We start from the raw sequence: 15,602 nt of genomic DNA on the forward strand, positions 1-15,602 counted from the left end.
CACAAGAGCAACGGGGTCGAGCCGCGGCGGCGGGCATTAGAGCCCGGAAAAGCCGTCAATCTTACATGTCCGCGGCGCTTGTCGGTAGCATGGCTGCGGTCTGGCGTCGGTTCGACAAAGCTGTCGCCATCGTTCGTTTTCCGCGCAGTGGCTCACGTCTGTGTCCACGTGCGCCGACGTGCGCCTTGCCCTAAGTTCGCACCATTGTTAGAGTTTGCGGCACTTTTTTCCCCACGCGTTTGCCTCAGGGCCCTTTCTCCATGTTCAAGAAACTGCGTGGCATGTTTTCCAGCGATTTGTCGATCGACCTGGGCACTGCCAATACCCTTATTTATGTGCGCGATCGCGGCATCGTCCTGAACGAGCCGTCCGTAGTTGCCATTCGTTCTCACGGCAACCAGAAAAGTGTCGTCGCGGTGGGCACCGACGCCAAACGCATGCTCGGCCGGACCCCTGGCAATATCAACGCCATCCGCCCGATGAAAGATGGTGTGATCGCCGATTTCAGCGTCTGCGAGAAGATGCTGCAGTACTTCATCAACAAGGTTCATGAGAACAGCTTTCTCCAGCCCAGCCCTCGCGTGCTGATCTGCGTCCCCTGCAAGTCCACGCAAGTCGAGCGTCGGGCGATTCGCGAATCGGCGCTCGGTGCGGGCGCGCGCGAAGTCTTTCTGATCGAAGAGCCGATGGCCGCGGCCATCGGAGCCGGTCTGCCGGTCGACGAAGCGCGTGGTTCGATGGTGGTCGACATCGGTGGCGGCACCACTGAGATCGCGCTGATCTCCCTTAACGGCGTGGTCTATGCCGAATCCGTGCGCGTTGGCGGCGACCGTTTCGACGAGTCCATCGTGACCTACGTGCGCCGCAACTACGGCAGCCTGATCGGCGAGTCCACCGCCGAGCGCATCAAGCAGGAAATCGGCACCGCGTTCCCCAGCAGCGATGTGCGCGAAGTCGACGTGCGCGGCCGCAACCTGGCCGAGGGCGTGCCGCGCAGCTTTACCCTCAACTCCAATGAAGTGCTCGAAGCGCTGCAGGAATCGCTGGCGACCATTGTCCAGGCGGTCAAGAGCGCGCTGGAGCAGTCGCCTCCGGAGCTGGCTTCCGACATCGCCGAGCGCGGTCTGGTCCTGACCGGTGGCGGCGCGTTGCTGCGCGACCTGGACAAGCTGCTGGCGCAAGAGACCGGTCTGCCGGTCATCGTCGCCGAAGAGCCGCTGACCTGTGTTGCCCGCGGCGGTGGCCGCGCGCTGGAAATGATGGATCGTCACGCCATGGACCTGCTGTCCACGGAGTGATCTCCAAGCGATGAGCTCCAAGCACCAGCCGACAGCAAGCCCTGCGCCTGCTCTCGGCTTGTCGCGTTAGTTTGAAGCCGGTAGCTGCGAGGAACCGCCCATCAAGCCTCTATTCGCCAAAGGACCCTTGCTCGGTGTGCGCCTGCTGGTGCTCTCCGTGCTTTGTGTCGCGCTGATGGTGGTGGATGCGCGCTTCGAGACGCTCAAGCCCCTGCGCAGCCAGATGGGCCTGGTGCTGACCCCGTTCTACTGGCTGGCCGACCTGCCGGTACGCACCTGGCAGCGCGCGACCGAGCAGCTCAGCAGCAGCACCAGCCTGGTCGCCGAGAACGAGAAGCTCAAGGCCGAAGCGCTGCTGATGCAGCGGCGCCTGCAAAAGCTCGCGATGTTGACCGAGCAGAACGTGCGGCTGCGCGAACTGCTCAACTCGGCCGCGCTAGTCGACGACAAGGTGATCGTCAGCGAATTGATCGGGCTCGATCCCAATCCCTTTACCCATCGCATCCTGATCGACAAGGGCGAGCGCGATGGCGTTTTTCTCGGCCAACCGGTACTCGACGCCAGTGGATTGATGGGGCAGGTCGTCGAAGTCATGCCATACGCCGCGCGGGTACTGTTGCTGACCGACGTTACCCACAGCATCCCGGTACAGGTCAATCGCAACGGCCTGCGCGCCATCGCGGTCGGCACCGGCAGCCCGGATTACCTCGAGCTGCGCCATGTTGCCGAGACCGCTGACATCAAGGAGGGTGATCTGCTGGTCAGCTCCGGGCTGGGGCAGCGCTTTCCAAGCGGCTACCCGGTCGCGCAAGTTACCGAGGTGGTACGCGGCTCAGGGCAACCTTTCCTGGTCGTTCGCGCCATTCCCACTGCGATGCTCAATCGAAGTCGCTACCTGCTGCTGGTCTTCAGTGATTCGCGTACGCCGGAGGAGCGCGCCACGGCTGCGGCGCAGGCGCAGGAGTCGGCCGATCGCGAGGCCGCCGAGGCGATCACCGAGCCGGCTGCGCCGGCAAGCGAAACGCAAACCCCAGCCGCGGCGCCTGCGCCGGATGTAACGGCGCCAGCGGGCGAGGGGCGACCATGATCAGCGGGCGGCTGAATAACGGTTGGGTCATCTGGCTGTCGCTGTTGCTGGCATTGCTGCTCAGCGTGGCGCCGATGCCCGAGAGTTTCGGGTTGGCACGTCCGCTCTGGCTCGGCATGTTCATCGCCTACTGGGCAATTACCTTGCCGCATCGCGGCGGTATGGGCGCGGCATTCTTCTTCGGACTAATGCTCGATGTGCTTTCCGGCACCCTGCTGGGGCAGAACGGGCTACCGCTGATCCTGAGCACCTTCCTCGTGCTCAGCCTGCAACAGCGCCTGCGCATGTTTCCCTTGCTGCAGCAGAGCCTGGTGCTCATGGTGATTCTGGGGCTCGGCCAGTTGGTCCAGCTTTGGCTGAACACGCTGACCGGCAATCGCCCCCCGACACTGCTGTTCCTCGTCCCCGTTCCGGTCAGTGCCTTGCTTTGGCCCTGGGTCTTCATCGCCTTGCAATGGGCGCGGCGGCGTTTCAACGTCTACTGACGTGCCGAAGGCCGGCGTTGGTCTGCTTCCGAGGCCTGCCTGGATATGCGAACCTGCTCCGCACTTTTCATTTCCAGGAGCCGGCATGCCCGCATTGTTTCTTGCCTCCGCGTCCCCGCGACGCCGTGAACTGCTGACCCAGATCGGCGTTCCGTTCTCCCTTCTTTCGGTTTCCATCGATGAAACGCCCGGCATGGCGGAAGCGCCTGACGCATACGTCCAGCGCTTGGCCCGGGAAAAGGCCCTGGCGGGCTTGGCGCAGGTCGATCAAGACTCGGCTTGCGTCCTCGGTGCCGACACCACGGTGGTGCTGGATCAACAGATACTCGGCAAACCAGCCGACAAGGCGGACGCCCTGGCGATGCTGCAGGCCTTATCCGGGCGCGAGCATCAAGTGATGACAGCCATTGCCCTGGCCAATGGGGCGGGCTGCGAGGTGCGTCTGGTCTGCAGCCGGGTGCGCTTTCGCGCGATCGGCATCGACGAAGCCGAGCGCTACTGGGCGAGCGGCGAGCCGCAGGACAAGGCCGGCGGCTACGCTATTCAGGGTTGGGGCGCGGTGTTCGTCAGCTCGCTCGAGGGCAGTTATTCCGCCGTAGTCGGGCTGCCACTGTGTGAAACGGCTCAGTTGCTCGAGGCCTACGGACTGCGTTACTGGTGTAAAAGCTCGGTATAGAGCCTGGGGCTTGGCCGCTTATGCCGTTAGAATCGAGACAACCGGTCAGCTTCGGCTGCTAACAGGTCATAAAACGCAGGTGAGCCAGGCGAGACAAGGCAAGCACAGCCGCAGCGGTGCGGTCTGCTTCGATGAGCAGTCCACCGGGCTATCGTTGCCGCCCGTTTGTAAGCCGTTCTTTTACAGCTTGGCATACCCCTCCGCCATCAGCAGAGAACAACAATGAGCGAAGAGATTCTGATGAACATTACCCCCATGGAGTCGCGGGTGGCGGTGGTGGAGAACGGTGTCCTGCAGGAGGTGCACGTCGAGCGCACCCAGCGCCGCGGCATCGTCGGAAACATCTACAAGGGCAAGGTGGTGCGGGTGCTTCCTGGCATGCAAGCCGCCTTCGTCGACATCGGCCTGGAGCGCGCCGCCTTCATACACGCCTCGGAAATATCCAGTCGCGAAGGCAACGCGGTCGAGCCCATCAGTGCCCTGGTCCATGAAGGCCAGGCGCTGGTAGTACAGGTCACCAAGGATCCGATCGGCACCAAGGGGGCGCGGCTGACCACGCAGCTGTCGATACCGTCGCGCTACCTGGTGTACATGCCCAAGACCAGCCACGTCGGCATCTCCCTGCGAATCGAGGACGAAGCCGAGCGCGACAGGCTCAAGCAGGTGGTTGCCGAGTGCATTGCGGCGGAAGGCATCAAGGAGGCGGGCGGTTTCATTCTGCGCACCGCCGCCGAGGGCGCCGGCAGCGACGAGATCTTAATGGATATCCGCTACCTGCGCCGTCTGTGGGAACAGATCGACGGGCAGATGAAGACCGCAGGCGCGCCCTCGATTATCTACGAGGATTTGTCGCTGGCCATGCGCACGCTGCGCGACCTGGTCAATCCGCGTATCGAAAAGATCCGCATCGACTCGCGGGAAAATTATCAGAAGGTCAGCCAGTTCGTCGGTGAGCTGATGCCGGAGCTGAGCGAGCATCTGGAGCACTACCCGGGTGAACGGCCGATCTTCGATCTCTACAGTGTCGAGGACGAGATCCAGAAGGCGCTCGAACGCAAGGTCATGCTCAAGTCCGGCGGATACCTGATCATCGATCCGGCCGAGGCGATGACCACCATCGATGTCAACACCGGGGCTTTCGTCGGGCACCGCACCCTCGAAGAGACGATTTTCAAGACCAACCTCGAGTCGGCGACCGCCATCGCCAGACAACTGCGGCTGCGCAACATTGGCGGGATCATCATCATCGACTTCATCGACATGGAAGACGAGGAGCATCGTCGGCAGGTGCTGCGCACTCTGGAAAAACAGCTGGAGCGCGATCACGCCAAGACCAACATCATCGGCATCACCGAGCTGGGGCTGGTGCAGATGACTCGCAAGCGAACGCGCGAAAGCCTTGAGCAGGTGCTGTGCGAGCCTTGCCTGTGCTGCCAGGGCCGCGGCAAGCTGAAGACTCCTGAGACGGTTTGCTACGAGATCTTTCGCGAGATCCTGCGTGAAGCCCGCGCCTACCAGCCCGAGGGGTATCGGGTCCTGGCGAACCAGAAGGTCATCGATCGACTGCTGGACGAGGAGTCCGGCAATGTCGCTGACCTGGAGAGCTTCATCGGCCGCTCGATCAAGTTTCAGGTCGAGACCATGTATTCCCAGGAACAGTACGACGTGGTGCTGCTCTGAATAGATGCACACCTGGCCATCCGGAGCCGGATGAACGGAGCGCAGCGCTATGAGTCGGCTCCTGGCCCTTGTTCTCGCCATTTTGCGCCGCTGTCTCTGGCTGGGCGCGATTGGCTTGATGCTGCTTGCGCTCTACGTGAGTCTCGGCCGGCAGCTGGTGCCGCTGGTTGCCGAGTACCGCGCCGAGGTGCAGGACCAGGCGCGCCGCTTACTGAAGATGCCGGTCGAACTCGGTAGTCTGGAGGGGCATTGGGAAGGGTTTTCGCCGCGGCTGGTGGCGCACGATGTGATCCTCGGCGATGGCGATGCAGCGATACGCCTGGACCGGTTGGAATTGGTGCCGGATGTGATGGGCAGCCTTTCGTCCCGCCAGCCTCGCCTCGAGAGCCTGGCCTTCTCTGGCCTGCAGTTGAGCCTCGTGCAGAACGCTGATGGCAAGTGGCACGTCGATGGGCTGCCTGAGCGCGGCGATCAGCCTCCACCCGACGTTGCGAAGCTTTTCGAGCAGCTGCGCAGGGTCCGGCAAGTGCAGCTACGCGATAGTCAGATCACGTTCCAGGCGCATGCTGCGGCGCCGCTTACCCTGACCTATGCCAACCTGGCTCTCGGTATCGTCGGCGAGCGTTTGCGGCTGGATGGCCGGGTGCTGCTGCCGGACGGCCAGCCCTTGAGCCTGCGTACTCAGACGAAGCTACAGGTGCCGGACTGGCAGAGCAGCGAAGCCGAGCTTTATCTGAGCCTGCCGCAGAGCGACTGGGCCAGCTGGCTGCCGGCGAGTCTGCTCGGCGACTGGGAACTCGCGCAGCTTCGAGCCGGTGGCGAAGTCTGGCTCGAGTGGCGTGAGCGCGGGCTGGCCCGTGCGGTGGCTCGACTGAACGCGCCGTCCTTGCGCTTTGGGCGGCAGCAGCAGGGCCTCGTGTCGATAGACGACCTGGCTGTCAACGCTTATCTCGATCGCGCCGATGATGGCTACCGGTTGCAGCTCAATGGTCTGGCCTTCACCTTCGAACAGAACCGTTGGCAGGACACCACGCTGCTGCTCCAGCAGAGCGTTGCCGAGGGGCGCTGGCGCCTGCAGGCCGATCGCCTTGCCGTTGCGCCCATGGCCGCACTGGCACATGCCATGTGGCCATTGCCCGAACGGGCGGAGGAATACCTGCTGGGGTTGGCCCCGAGCGGAACCTTGCGCAACCTGCAGCTCGACTACCGGCCATCCGCGCCCGCCGAGGAACGGCTGGTGTTCTCAGCCAATCTCGACGCGGTCGGCATCGCTGCGCACCATTGGGTGCCAGCCGTGCGTAATGTCAGTGGCGTGGTACAGGGCAACCTCGCCGGAGGGGAGCTGCGTTTCGATAACCGCGATTTCGCGCTGCACCTGGCCGAGCTGTTCCCGCGACCCTGGGACTACCATCGTGCGCGCGGCAGCCTGCGCTGGACGCTGGATGACCAGGCGATAAGCCTCGCTGCGCCTTATCTGCAGGTCGAGGGCGAGGAGGGGCAGATCGCGGGGGATTTCCTGATCCGCCTGATGCGCGATCCGGCTGCCGAGGACTACATGGACCTGCGCGTCGGGCTCAGCAATGGCGACGCGCGCTATACCGAAAAATATTTACCGACGCGTTCGCCCGCGTTGAGTCCGGCGTTGAGTGAATGGCTGCTGGCCGCGATTCGTGGCGGTCGCGTCGAACAGGGCTACTTCGAATACCAGGGCGCGCTGAGCAAGGACGCCGAGGCGGCCGCTCGCAGCCTGAGCCTTTACTTCAAGGTGAAGGACGCCGAACTCGCGTTCCAACCCGGTTGGCCGGTGCTGCGCGAAGGTCGCGGGGAAGTGCTGATCGAGAACACGGGTGTGCGGGTTCGTGTGGCCGAGGCCCGCATGCTCGACAGCCAGGTGCGTGACGTCAGCGCCGAGATCCCTCATGGGCACGGCGGACAACCGCCGCGGCTGGCTATCGAGGGGCAGGTGGACGGCCATCTGCGTGATGCATTGACCCTGATGCAGGTGGCGCCGATCGGCACGGGCGAGCTGTTCGCTGGCTGGCGTGGCGATGGTCCGTTGAGCGGAACCCTGCGCCTGGACATTCCACTGGCCAAAGGTGAGCGTCCCGTGGTGCTGGCTGATTTCGCCAGTAGCGATGCCTCGTTGTTCATTCCGCAGGCGGACCTGCAGCTCGATGCGCTGACAGGCGAGTTCCGCTACGACAGCGAGCGCGGCTTCAGCAGCAAGGCGTTCCATGCCCGTACCCTGGGCAGCTCAGTGCAGGGCAAGGCCGTTGCGCTGGGGGAGGCTGGCGAGCCCGCGTCGCGGATCGAGGCGTCGGCGGTCGTGCCGCTGCAACAGCTCCTGAGCTGGCGAAAGATCGAACGGCCAGTGCCCGCGTCCGGAACGCTGCCGCTCCGGCTGAACCTGTTGCTGAGCCGTGTCGATAACAACCTGCAAGTGGACTCCTCCCTGCTGGGTACCGAACTGGCGCTTCCAGCGCCGTTTGGCAAAACGGCAGAAGAGCGGCGCGATACGACGCTGCGCATGTCGTTTGGCGGCGAGCGCCAGCGATATACGCTCAGGCACGGCGCGTTGGCGGCACTGAGCTTCGTTGCGCCGACCGGCAACTGGTCCGAGGGCGGCGGCGAGCTAGTGCTGGGTGGTGCTGCGGCGAACCTGCGCACCGACCGAGGCCTCCACGTGCGAGGCAGCGTCTCGCGCTTCGATCTGAGCGAATGGCAAGCGCTGCTGAAAGACTACGGCGAGCGCTCGACCAATCAGGCGGGAGCCTCGATGTTGCGTCAGGTCGAGCTGCATATCGGTGCCTTCGAGGGCTTCGGTACTCACATCGACGATCTGGGTGTCGACCTGCAGCGCCTTCCGGCGGGCTGGTCGCTCGGCCTGGACAGCGGGACGGTGGCCGGATCCGTCCAACTGCCGGATGCTGACAGCGAGCCGATCGTGCTGGACCTGTCGCGCGTGCGCCTGCCGGCAGCGGCCACCGATGAGGCCCAGACCCCGCCTCGCGATGCACTGGCCGCTGTCGATCCGAAGGAGCTCCCGGCGATGAACATCAGCGTGGCGAAAGTCTTGCGCGGTGACGAGTTGCTGGGCGGCGGGTCGTTCAAGATGCGACCGGATGCCGAGGGTGTGGGCTTTTCCGACATCGACCTGAATCTCAGAGGCTTGAAGATGGCTGGTAGCGGCGGCTGGAGCGGTTCGCGCAGCTGGTACAAGGGCCGGCTGGAGGGCGCGAATATCGCCGACGTGCTGTTGGCCTGGGGGTTCGCTCCCTCGACGTCCAGCCAGGATTTCCGGCTGGATGTGGACGGTAGCTGGCCTGGTTCGCCAGCGTTTTTCGCTGTGAACCGGCTGTCCGGCACGCTCGATGCCCGGCTTCGCAAGGGCCAGTTGCGTGAAGTGGATGGCGGGGCGCAGGCACTGCGAGTCTTCGGTCTGCTCAATTTCGACTCCATCGGCCGGCGCTTGCGCCTGGATTTCTCCGACCTGTTCAGCAAGGGGCTTAGCTACGATCGGATCAAGGCCCAGTTGCAGGCAACCGACGGTGTCTACGTGACGTCGCAACCGCTGACGGTGGCAGGGCCCTCCAGCAATCTGGAACTCAATGGCCGCCTGGATCTGGTCAACGATCAGATCGATGCCAAGCTGCTGGTGACGCTTCCGGTCAGCAATAACCTGCCGCTGGCCGCGCTGATCGTGGGCGCACCCGCCATTGGCGGTGCGCTGTTCGTCGTCGACAAGCTGCTGGGCGACAAGGTGGCTCGCTTCGCAACCGTCCAGTACAACGTCGAGGGGCCCTGGCAGGCACCGAAAATCACCTTCGACAAGCCCTTCGAGAAACCCAACTGAGCGTCATTCAGCCGGCGGCCACAGCGCCCCAGGGGTAGCCAAGCATGACCCTAGCCGTGATTCAGATGGTCAGCCAGACCGACATCCAGACGAACCTCGTCGCCGCGCGGAGGCTTCTGGAGCAAGCGGCCGAGGCGGGCGCCCGACTCGCTGTGCTGCCCGAGAATTTCGCCGCCATGGGACGCTCCGACCTGGTTGCGCTCGGGCGGGCAGAGGCCGAGGGAGCCGGTCCGATCCTGCCCTGGTTGAAACAGGCCGCCCGCGACCTCAGCTTATGGATCGTGGCCGGCACCATTCCATTGCCGCCGGATGACCAACCGCTGGCGAAGGTCCGGGCCTGCTCGCTGTTGGTGGACGATCATGGGCAGCGTGTCGCCCATTACGACAAGCTGCATCTGTTCGATGCCGATGTCAGCGATGCGCGAGGGCGCTATCGCGAGTCGGACGACTACGCGGCAGGTGAGCGGCTGGTGGTGGTCGATACGCCGGTTGGGCGGCTGGGCATGAGCGTCTGCTATGACCTGCGTTTCGCCGAACTCTATACCGCGTTGCGTCTGGCGGGCGCCGAGCTGATCAGCGCCCCCTCGGCCTTCACGGCGGTCACCGGTCAGGCGCATTGGGAGATGCTGGTCCGCACGCGGGCCATCGAGACGCAATGCTATATGCTGGCCGCAGCGCAGGGTGGTGAACACCCGAACGGACGGATGACCCACGGCCATTCGTCTATCGTTGATTTCTGGGGACAGGCGTTGGCCGAGCAGGCAACCGGCGAGGCGGTTCTGGTCGTCGACCGGGACGCGGCCGCACAGGCGGCGACGCGTCAACGCATGCCGGTTGTGATGCATCGTCGATTCACCACTCCCCGTATTGTCTCGGGCACTTTGGAGTAGATATGAGTCAATTGCTGTTACCTGTCACCGAGCGCCTGCTGACACCTGGTGGGCTTGGCCTGGATGACCTGCCGGGACTGCTCGGCGAACTGGCCGGTCCCGGTATCGACGCGGCGGATCTGTATTTCCAGGACCAGGTGACCGAGTCCTGGGTGCTGGAGGATGGCATCGTCAAGGAAGGCGGTTTCCATCTTGAGCAAGGCGTCGGGGTGCGCGCCTTGTCCGGAGAGAAAACCGGTTTTGCCTATAGCAATGCGATCACCGCCGACGCCTTGCGCCAGGCCGCCGAAGCCGCTCGCTCGATCGCACGCAGTGGCCAGCAAGGGCGCGTCCAGGTGCTGTCGAAGGCCTCGTTCGGCGCGTTGTACAGTGCGGACAACCCGCTCGATGGGCTGGGTCGTGCGGAAAAGGTCGAGTTGCTCAAGCGTATCGACGTCGCCACGCGCGCGCTCGATCCCCGCATCAAGCAGGTCACGGTGAGCCTTGCCGGGGTCTGGGAGCATGTGCTGGTCGCCGGTTTGGACGGCGGGATGGCCGCGGATATTCGGCCGCTGGTGCGCTTCAATGTCAGCGTGATCGTCGAGCAGAACGGGCGTCGCGAACGCGGCGGTCATGGCGGCGGCGGACGTACCGGTTATGACTATTTTCTCAGCGAAGACCGCGCCATGGGGTATGCGCGCGAGGCGCTGCGTCAGGCGTTGGTCAACCTCGAGGCGGTCGCCGCGCCCGCCGGTACGTTACCGGTGGTACTGGGGTCCGGCTGGTCCGGCGTGCTGCTGCACGAGGCGGTCGGCCACGGCCTGGAGGGCGACTTCAATCGCAAGGGCAGCTCAGCCTACAGCGGCCGGATCGGCCAACAGGTGGCATCCAAGCTGTGCACCATCGTCGACGACGGCACCCTGGCCAATCGCCGCGGCTCACTGAGCGTCGATGACGAGGGGACACCGACCCAGTGCACCACGCTGATCGAAAACGGGATTCTGAAGGGTTACATTCAGGACAAGCTCAACGCGCGTTTGATGGGCGTTGCCCCGACGGGCAACGGTCGCCGCGAGTCCTATGCTCACTTGCCCATGCCGCGGATGACCAATACCTACATGCTGGCGGGCGAGAGTGATCCGGAAGAAATCATCCGCTCGGTGAAGAAAGGCATCTATTGCGCGAGCCTCGGCGGTGGTCAGGTGGACATCACCAGCGGCAAGTTCGTGTTCTCGACCAGCGAGGCCTATCTGATCGAGGATGGCCGGATCACCGCGCCGGTGAAAGGGGCCACGCTGATCGGCAACGGGCCGGAGGTGATGAACAAGGTCTCTATGGTCGGCACCGATCTGGCGCTGGACAGTGGCGTGGGCACTTGCGGCAAGGACGGCCAGTCGGTGCCTGTAGGTGTCGGTCAGCCGACGCTGAAGATCGATGGCATTACAGTTGGCGGGACAGGCGCCTGATGGCTTCAGGCTTCGGGTCAGCAGTGCAGCCGCTTTGCCTGCCGCCTGGAGCCTGTAGCGTGCAGCCGCTTTTTAGCGCAGCCCGCGCTGGGTTTCGTCCAGGCCGCGGATGTACTTGAATATCTTGCGACTGGCAGCTGGTGGTTTGTTATGTGCCGCTTCGTGCTGGGCGTGGCGGATCAGCCCACGCAGATGCTGGCGGTCGGTCTCGGGGAACTCGTTGACGAAGGATTCGAGCGTTTCATCGTTGCCGGCAATCAAGCGGTCACGCCAGCGTTCCAGCGCATGGAAGCGCTCGTTGTATTGGCGGGTGGAGGCGTCGAGCTGGTCGACCAGCGCGAGGATGGCGTCGGTATCCTGGTCGCGCATCAGCTTGCCGATGTACTGCAGGTGCCGTTTCCGGGCGATGTGCGCGGTGTGCTTGGGCGCATCGGCCAGCGCCTTGCGCAGGGCGTCGGTGAGTGGAAGGCGGTCTAGCACGTCGGGCTTGAGGGTGGTGAGGCGCTCGCCGAGTTCCTGGAGAGCGTGCAGCTCACGTTTGACCTGGGTTTTGCTTTTTTCCTCGAAGCCGTCGAGATCGGAAATATCAGACATGGGGCTGGTCCAGTTGGAAACGTCACCATGATAACAGCAGCCTCGCGGTGCAGCTCAGTCGGGCTTCGTGTAGGCGGCATGATCGAATCAGTTGGAGTGTTTATGAGTGAAGTCGAGGGGATCGGGCCGAGTGCGCTGCCCGGATTGCGCGAGAAGGTCTCGAGAATCATAGAAGAGGCCAGCCGCCAGGGCGCCAGCGCCTGCGAAGTCTCCGTGTCGATGGAGCAGGGCCTGTCGACCACTGTCCGCCAGCGTGAAGTGGAAACGGTGGAGTTCAATCGCGACCAGGGCTTCGGCATCACGCTCTACGTCGGCCAGCGCAAGGGCTCGGCCAGCACGACTGGCAGCGGCGAGGACGCGATACGTGAAACCGTGGCCGCCGCCCTGGCGATCGCTCGGCATGCCTCCGAAGATGAATACGCCGGGCTCGCCGATCCAGCGCTGATGGCCAAAGAGGTGCCCGATCTCGATCTGTACCATCCTTGGGGGATTTCACCCGACGCGGCTGTCGAGCTGGCGCTCAGCTGCGAAGCGGCGGCGTTCGATACCGACCCACGCATTCGCAACGCCGACGGTACCAGTCTGAGCACGCACCAGGGCTGCCGTGGGTATGGCAACAGCAACGGCTTCATCGGCGCCTACTGCAGTACTCGCCACAGCCTCAGCTGCGTGATGATCGCCGAGGCTGATGGCCAGATGCAGCGTGATTATCACTATGACGTCAGCCGTGTTGCCGGTGACCTGGCGTCGGCTGAATCGATTGGCCGGCGTGCGGCCGAACGTGCCGTTCGCCGCTTGGGTGCAAGGCCGGTGCCGACTTGCGATGTCCCGGTGCTGTTCTCTTCCGAGCTGGCCACCGGGCTGTTCGGTCATTTTCTCGCGGCGATTTCCGGTGGCAATCTCTATCGCAAGTCGTCGTACCTTGAAGGTGCGCTGGGACAGATGCTCTTCCCCGAGTGGCTGAGTCTGGATGAGCGTCCACACCTGGCGCGCGGGCTGGCCAGTTCGGCCTATGACGGCGACGGCCTGGCGACCTACGCCAAGCCGTTCGTGGAGAACGGCAAGTTGCTTTCCTACGTCCTTGGAACCTACTCCGGACGCAAGTTAGGTATGCCCAGTACCGCCAATGCCGGGGGCGTGCACAACCTCTTCGTCACCCATGGCGACGAGGACCAGGCGGCGCTGATCCGCCGTATGGGCCGAGGATTGTTGGTGACCGAGCTGATGGGGCAGGGTTTGAACCTGGTTACCGGTGACTATTCGCGTGGCGCTGGCGGTTTCTGGGTGGAAAACGGCGAGATCCAGTTCCCGGTGCAGGAAGTCACCATCGCCGGCAACCTTCGCGACATGTTCCGCCAGATCGTTGCGGTCGGCTGCGATATCGAGACACGCAGCAGCATTCACACCGGTTCGGTGCTGATCGAGCGGATGAAGGTGGCAGGGCAGTAAGAGGCAGCTGGCGTGCTGAGGAGTAAAGGGAAGGGCTTGGCGGTGCTCCGGCGCCGCCGATATACCGACTGCCAGCTTTATTCTCCCTCCTCGAAGTAGTTCTCGATCAAAGCGATCAGCGCAGAGAGCGCGTCGTCATCCTGTTCGCCCTCCGCATGCAAGTGCAGGGTGGTTCCTTTACTGGCGGCAAGCATCATGACGGCCATGATGCTCTTGCCGTCGACCAGGCTCGCCGGGCAGCGTCCGACGCGGATGTCACAAGGGAACTGGTTGGCGACGCCGACGAATTTCGCGGCCGCTCGGGCATGCAGGCCCAGCTTGTTGATGATGGTAACTTCGCACGATGGCATGAGAATTCCTAAGCCAGGTCGCGATGGCGGACCTGAACGTTCTTCAAGGGTTCGCGCAGCGCCTGGCCCAGCCGTTCGGCCAGGTACACCGAGCGATGATGCCCACCGGTGCAGCCGATGGCGACGGTGACATAGGCGCGATTGCTGGCAGCGAACCGTGGGAGCCATTTGCTCAGGTAGGCGAGTATGTCCTGGAACATCTCTTCGACATCCGTCTGTGCCGCCAAGTAGTCGATCACTGGCTGGTCGAGGCCGGAAAAGTCTCGCAGGTCGGCTTTCCAGTACGGATTGGGCAGACAGCGCACGTCGAACACCAGGTCGGCATCTACCGGCATGCCGCGCTTGAAGCCAAAGGACTCGAAGAGAAAGGCGGTACCCGGTTCTGGCTGGTTCAACAGGCGCAGCTTCAAGGTGTCACGCAGCTGATAGAGGTTCAGGTGCGTCGTGTCGATTTTCAGGTCGGCGTGATCGATGATCGGCGCCAGCAGCAGTTCTTCGTCGTGGATCGCTTCGGCCAGAGAGCGGTTCTGATTGGTCAGCGGATGTCGTCGACGGGTTTCCGAAAACCGCTTGAGCAACGTCTCGTCTGCGGCGTCGAGGTACAACACATCGCACTGGATATAACGGGCGCGGACATCCTTGAGCAGCTCGGGGAAGCGCTTGAGCTGGCTGGGCAGGTTGCGTGCGTCGATGGATACCGCAACCTGTGGCTGCAGCAGCTCCGTATGCAGCAGTGCCCGCTCCGCCAGTTCCGGCAGCAGGCCGGCGGGCAGGTTGTCGATGCAATAGAAACCGTTGTCCTCGAGCACGTCGAGCGCCGTGCTCTTACCCGACCCGGAGCGGCCGCTGACGATGATCAGGCGCATTGGTGCAGGGTATTGGACGGGGCACCGGCGGGAACTACGTGCCCAGCGCGGCGCTGAAGGGGCGGTTGTTGACAGCTAGAAACCACGTCTCTTTCCTCACTCAGCCCGGCGCAGACCGCTGCGCTACCGGCCGCTCTGAATATCGACGACGGCCTGATACAGCTCCTGTCCGGTGCTGGCCCGGCGCAGACGCTCACGAACGTCCTCACGGTCCAGCATGCTGGCAATCTGACGAAGCAGTTCAAGGTGCTCATCGGTCGCGGCCTCTGGCACCAGCAGCACGAACAACAGGTCGACAGGCGCGCCGTCGATGGCATCGAAATCCACGGGGACGTCCAGCCGGAGCACCGCGCTCAGCGGCGAGGTGCAGCCAGGCATACGGCAGTGGGGGATGGCAATGCCGTTACCGAAACCGGTGGACCCCAGTTTTTCACGGGCGATGAAGCTTTCGAAAATGGTTTGCGAGTCCAGGTCTGGGAGGTCCTGGCCTAGCACTTTGGCGATCTGTTCCAGGACGCGTTTCTTGCTGCCGCCCGGGACGTTCACCAGGGAACGTCCGGGGGTCAGGATGTTTTCGATTCGGATCATGATTGGGTCAGCGAGCAAGGGCGCCCTGGTTATGGTCGAGCTGTTTTTCTTTGTGCTTGATGAGCTGACGGTCGAGCTTGTCGACCAACAGGTCGATGGCAGCGTACATGTCTCCGTGCTCGGCATTCGCGACGACTTCGCGGCCGGCCACATGCAGGGCGGCTTCTGCCTTTTGCTTGAGCTTCTCGACCTGCAGGATCACCTGGACGGCAATGATGCGGTCGAAATGACGTTCCAGTCGGTCGAATTTCTCCTCGACGTAGTCGCGCAGGGCATCGGTAATTTCCAGGTGAAGGCCAGTGATGTTGACTTGCATACTGCATCTCCTTTTTGCCACTTGC

At 63.5% G+C, this 15,602-nt stretch carries 14 protein-coding genes; 9 read left to right on the forward strand and 5 right to left on the reverse strand.

Annotated elements, in window-relative coordinates; translation table 11 throughout:
- The first annotated feature begins 260 nt into the window (after nt 1–260).
- From mreB to tldD, 8 genes are all read left to right on the forward strand, one after another.
- Nucleotides 261–1,298, forward strand: a complete 1,038-nt coding sequence (gene mreB, locus KCX70_RS04585) for a rod shape-determining protein MreB (protein ID WP_025242938.1) — start codon at nt 261–263, stop codon at nt 1,296–1,298.
- 127 nt (nt 1,299–1,425) lie between these two features.
- A complete protein-coding gene (gene mreC, locus KCX70_RS04590; protein ID WP_256437927.1) occupies nt 1,426–2,385 on the forward strand; it encodes a rod shape-determining protein MreC in 960 nt (319 codons plus the stop codon).
- On the forward strand, nt 2,382–2,870 hold the full coding sequence (mreD, locus tag KCX70_RS04595) for a rod shape-determining protein MreD (protein WP_102846975.1): 489 nt from the start codon (nt 2,382–2,384) through the stop codon (nt 2,868–2,870). Before mreC ends, mreD begins: the two co-directional genes overlap by 4 nt.
- A gap of 85 nt (nt 2,871–2,955) precedes the next feature.
- Nucleotides 2,956–3,546 (forward strand): Maf family protein, encoded by a 591-nt coding sequence (locus KCX70_RS04600; protein ID WP_102852996.1) that lies wholly within the window; start codon nt 2,956–2,958, stop codon nt 3,544–3,546.
- Between the two features lie 222 nt (nt 3,547–3,768).
- Nucleotides 3,769–5,226: a ribonuclease G gene (gene rng, locus KCX70_RS04605; RefSeq protein ID WP_102852997.1), complete on the forward strand. Its 1,458-nt coding sequence runs from the start codon at nt 3,769–3,771 to the stop codon at nt 5,224–5,226.
- A gap of 49 nt (nt 5,227–5,275) precedes the next feature.
- Nucleotides 5,276–9,079 (forward strand): YhdP family protein, encoded by a 3,804-nt coding sequence (locus KCX70_RS04610; RefSeq protein WP_212619437.1) that lies wholly within the window; start codon nt 5,276–5,278, stop codon nt 9,077–9,079.
- 44 nt (nt 9,080–9,123) lie between these two features.
- Entirely contained in the window at nt 9,124–9,969 is an 846-nt protein-coding gene (locus KCX70_RS04615; protein ID WP_212619438.1) for a carbon-nitrogen hydrolase family protein, read from the forward strand.
- 2 nt (nt 9,970–9,971) lie between these two features.
- The gene (gene tldD, locus KCX70_RS04620; protein WP_102853000.1) at nt 9,972–11,414 is read left to right on the forward strand and encodes a metalloprotease TldD; all 1,443 of its coding nucleotides are present in this window, start codon (nt 9,972–9,974) and stop codon (nt 11,412–11,414) included.
- 72 nt (nt 11,415–11,486) lie between these two features.
- Here the strand turns inward: tldD and yjgA are convergent, their stop codons facing one another.
- A complete protein-coding gene (gene yjgA / locus KCX70_RS04625; RefSeq protein ID WP_102846970.1) occupies nt 11,487–12,008 on the reverse strand; it encodes a ribosome biogenesis factor YjgA in 522 nt (173 codons plus the stop codon).
- A 102-nt stretch (nt 12,009–12,110) separates the two neighbouring features.
- On the opposite strand from yjgA, the gene pmbA reads away from it, so the two are divergent.
- Nucleotides 12,111–13,457, forward strand: coding sequence for a metalloprotease PmbA (gene pmbA, locus KCX70_RS04630; protein WP_212619439.1), 1,347 nt, complete (start codon nt 12,111–12,113; stop codon nt 13,455–13,457).
- 77 nt (nt 13,458–13,534) lie between these two features.
- Here pmbA and KCX70_RS04635 read toward each other — a convergent pair whose 3' ends face one another.
- The 4 genes from KCX70_RS04635 to hpf form a co-directional block, all read right to left on the reverse strand.
- Entirely contained in the window at nt 13,535–13,807 is a 273-nt protein-coding gene (locus KCX70_RS04635; RefSeq protein WP_102853002.1) for an HPr family phosphocarrier protein, read from the reverse strand.
- A gap of 8 nt (nt 13,808–13,815) precedes the next feature.
- Nucleotides 13,816–14,673 (reverse strand): RNase adapter RapZ, encoded by an 858-nt coding sequence (gene rapZ / locus KCX70_RS04640; RefSeq protein ID WP_212619440.1) that lies wholly within the window; start codon nt 14,671–14,673, stop codon nt 13,816–13,818.
- 123 nt (nt 14,674–14,796) lie between these two features.
- Nucleotides 14,797–15,261, reverse strand: coding sequence for a PTS IIA-like nitrogen regulatory protein PtsN (ptsN, locus tag KCX70_RS04645; RefSeq protein ID WP_031311174.1), 465 nt, complete (start codon nt 15,259–15,261; stop codon nt 14,797–14,799).
- Between the two features lie 7 nt (nt 15,262–15,268).
- Nucleotides 15,269–15,577, reverse strand: a complete 309-nt coding sequence (gene hpf / locus KCX70_RS04650; RefSeq protein ID WP_021209350.1) for a ribosome hibernation-promoting factor, HPF/YfiA family — start codon at nt 15,575–15,577, stop codon at nt 15,269–15,271.
- Nucleotides 15,578–15,602: the final 25 nt, after the last annotated feature.

The sequence above is a fragment of the Stutzerimonas stutzeri genome (assembly GCF_018138085.1).
GTDB classification, from domain to species: Bacteria; Pseudomonadota; Gammaproteobacteria; order Pseudomonadales; family Pseudomonadaceae; genus Stutzerimonas; species Stutzerimonas stutzeri_AI.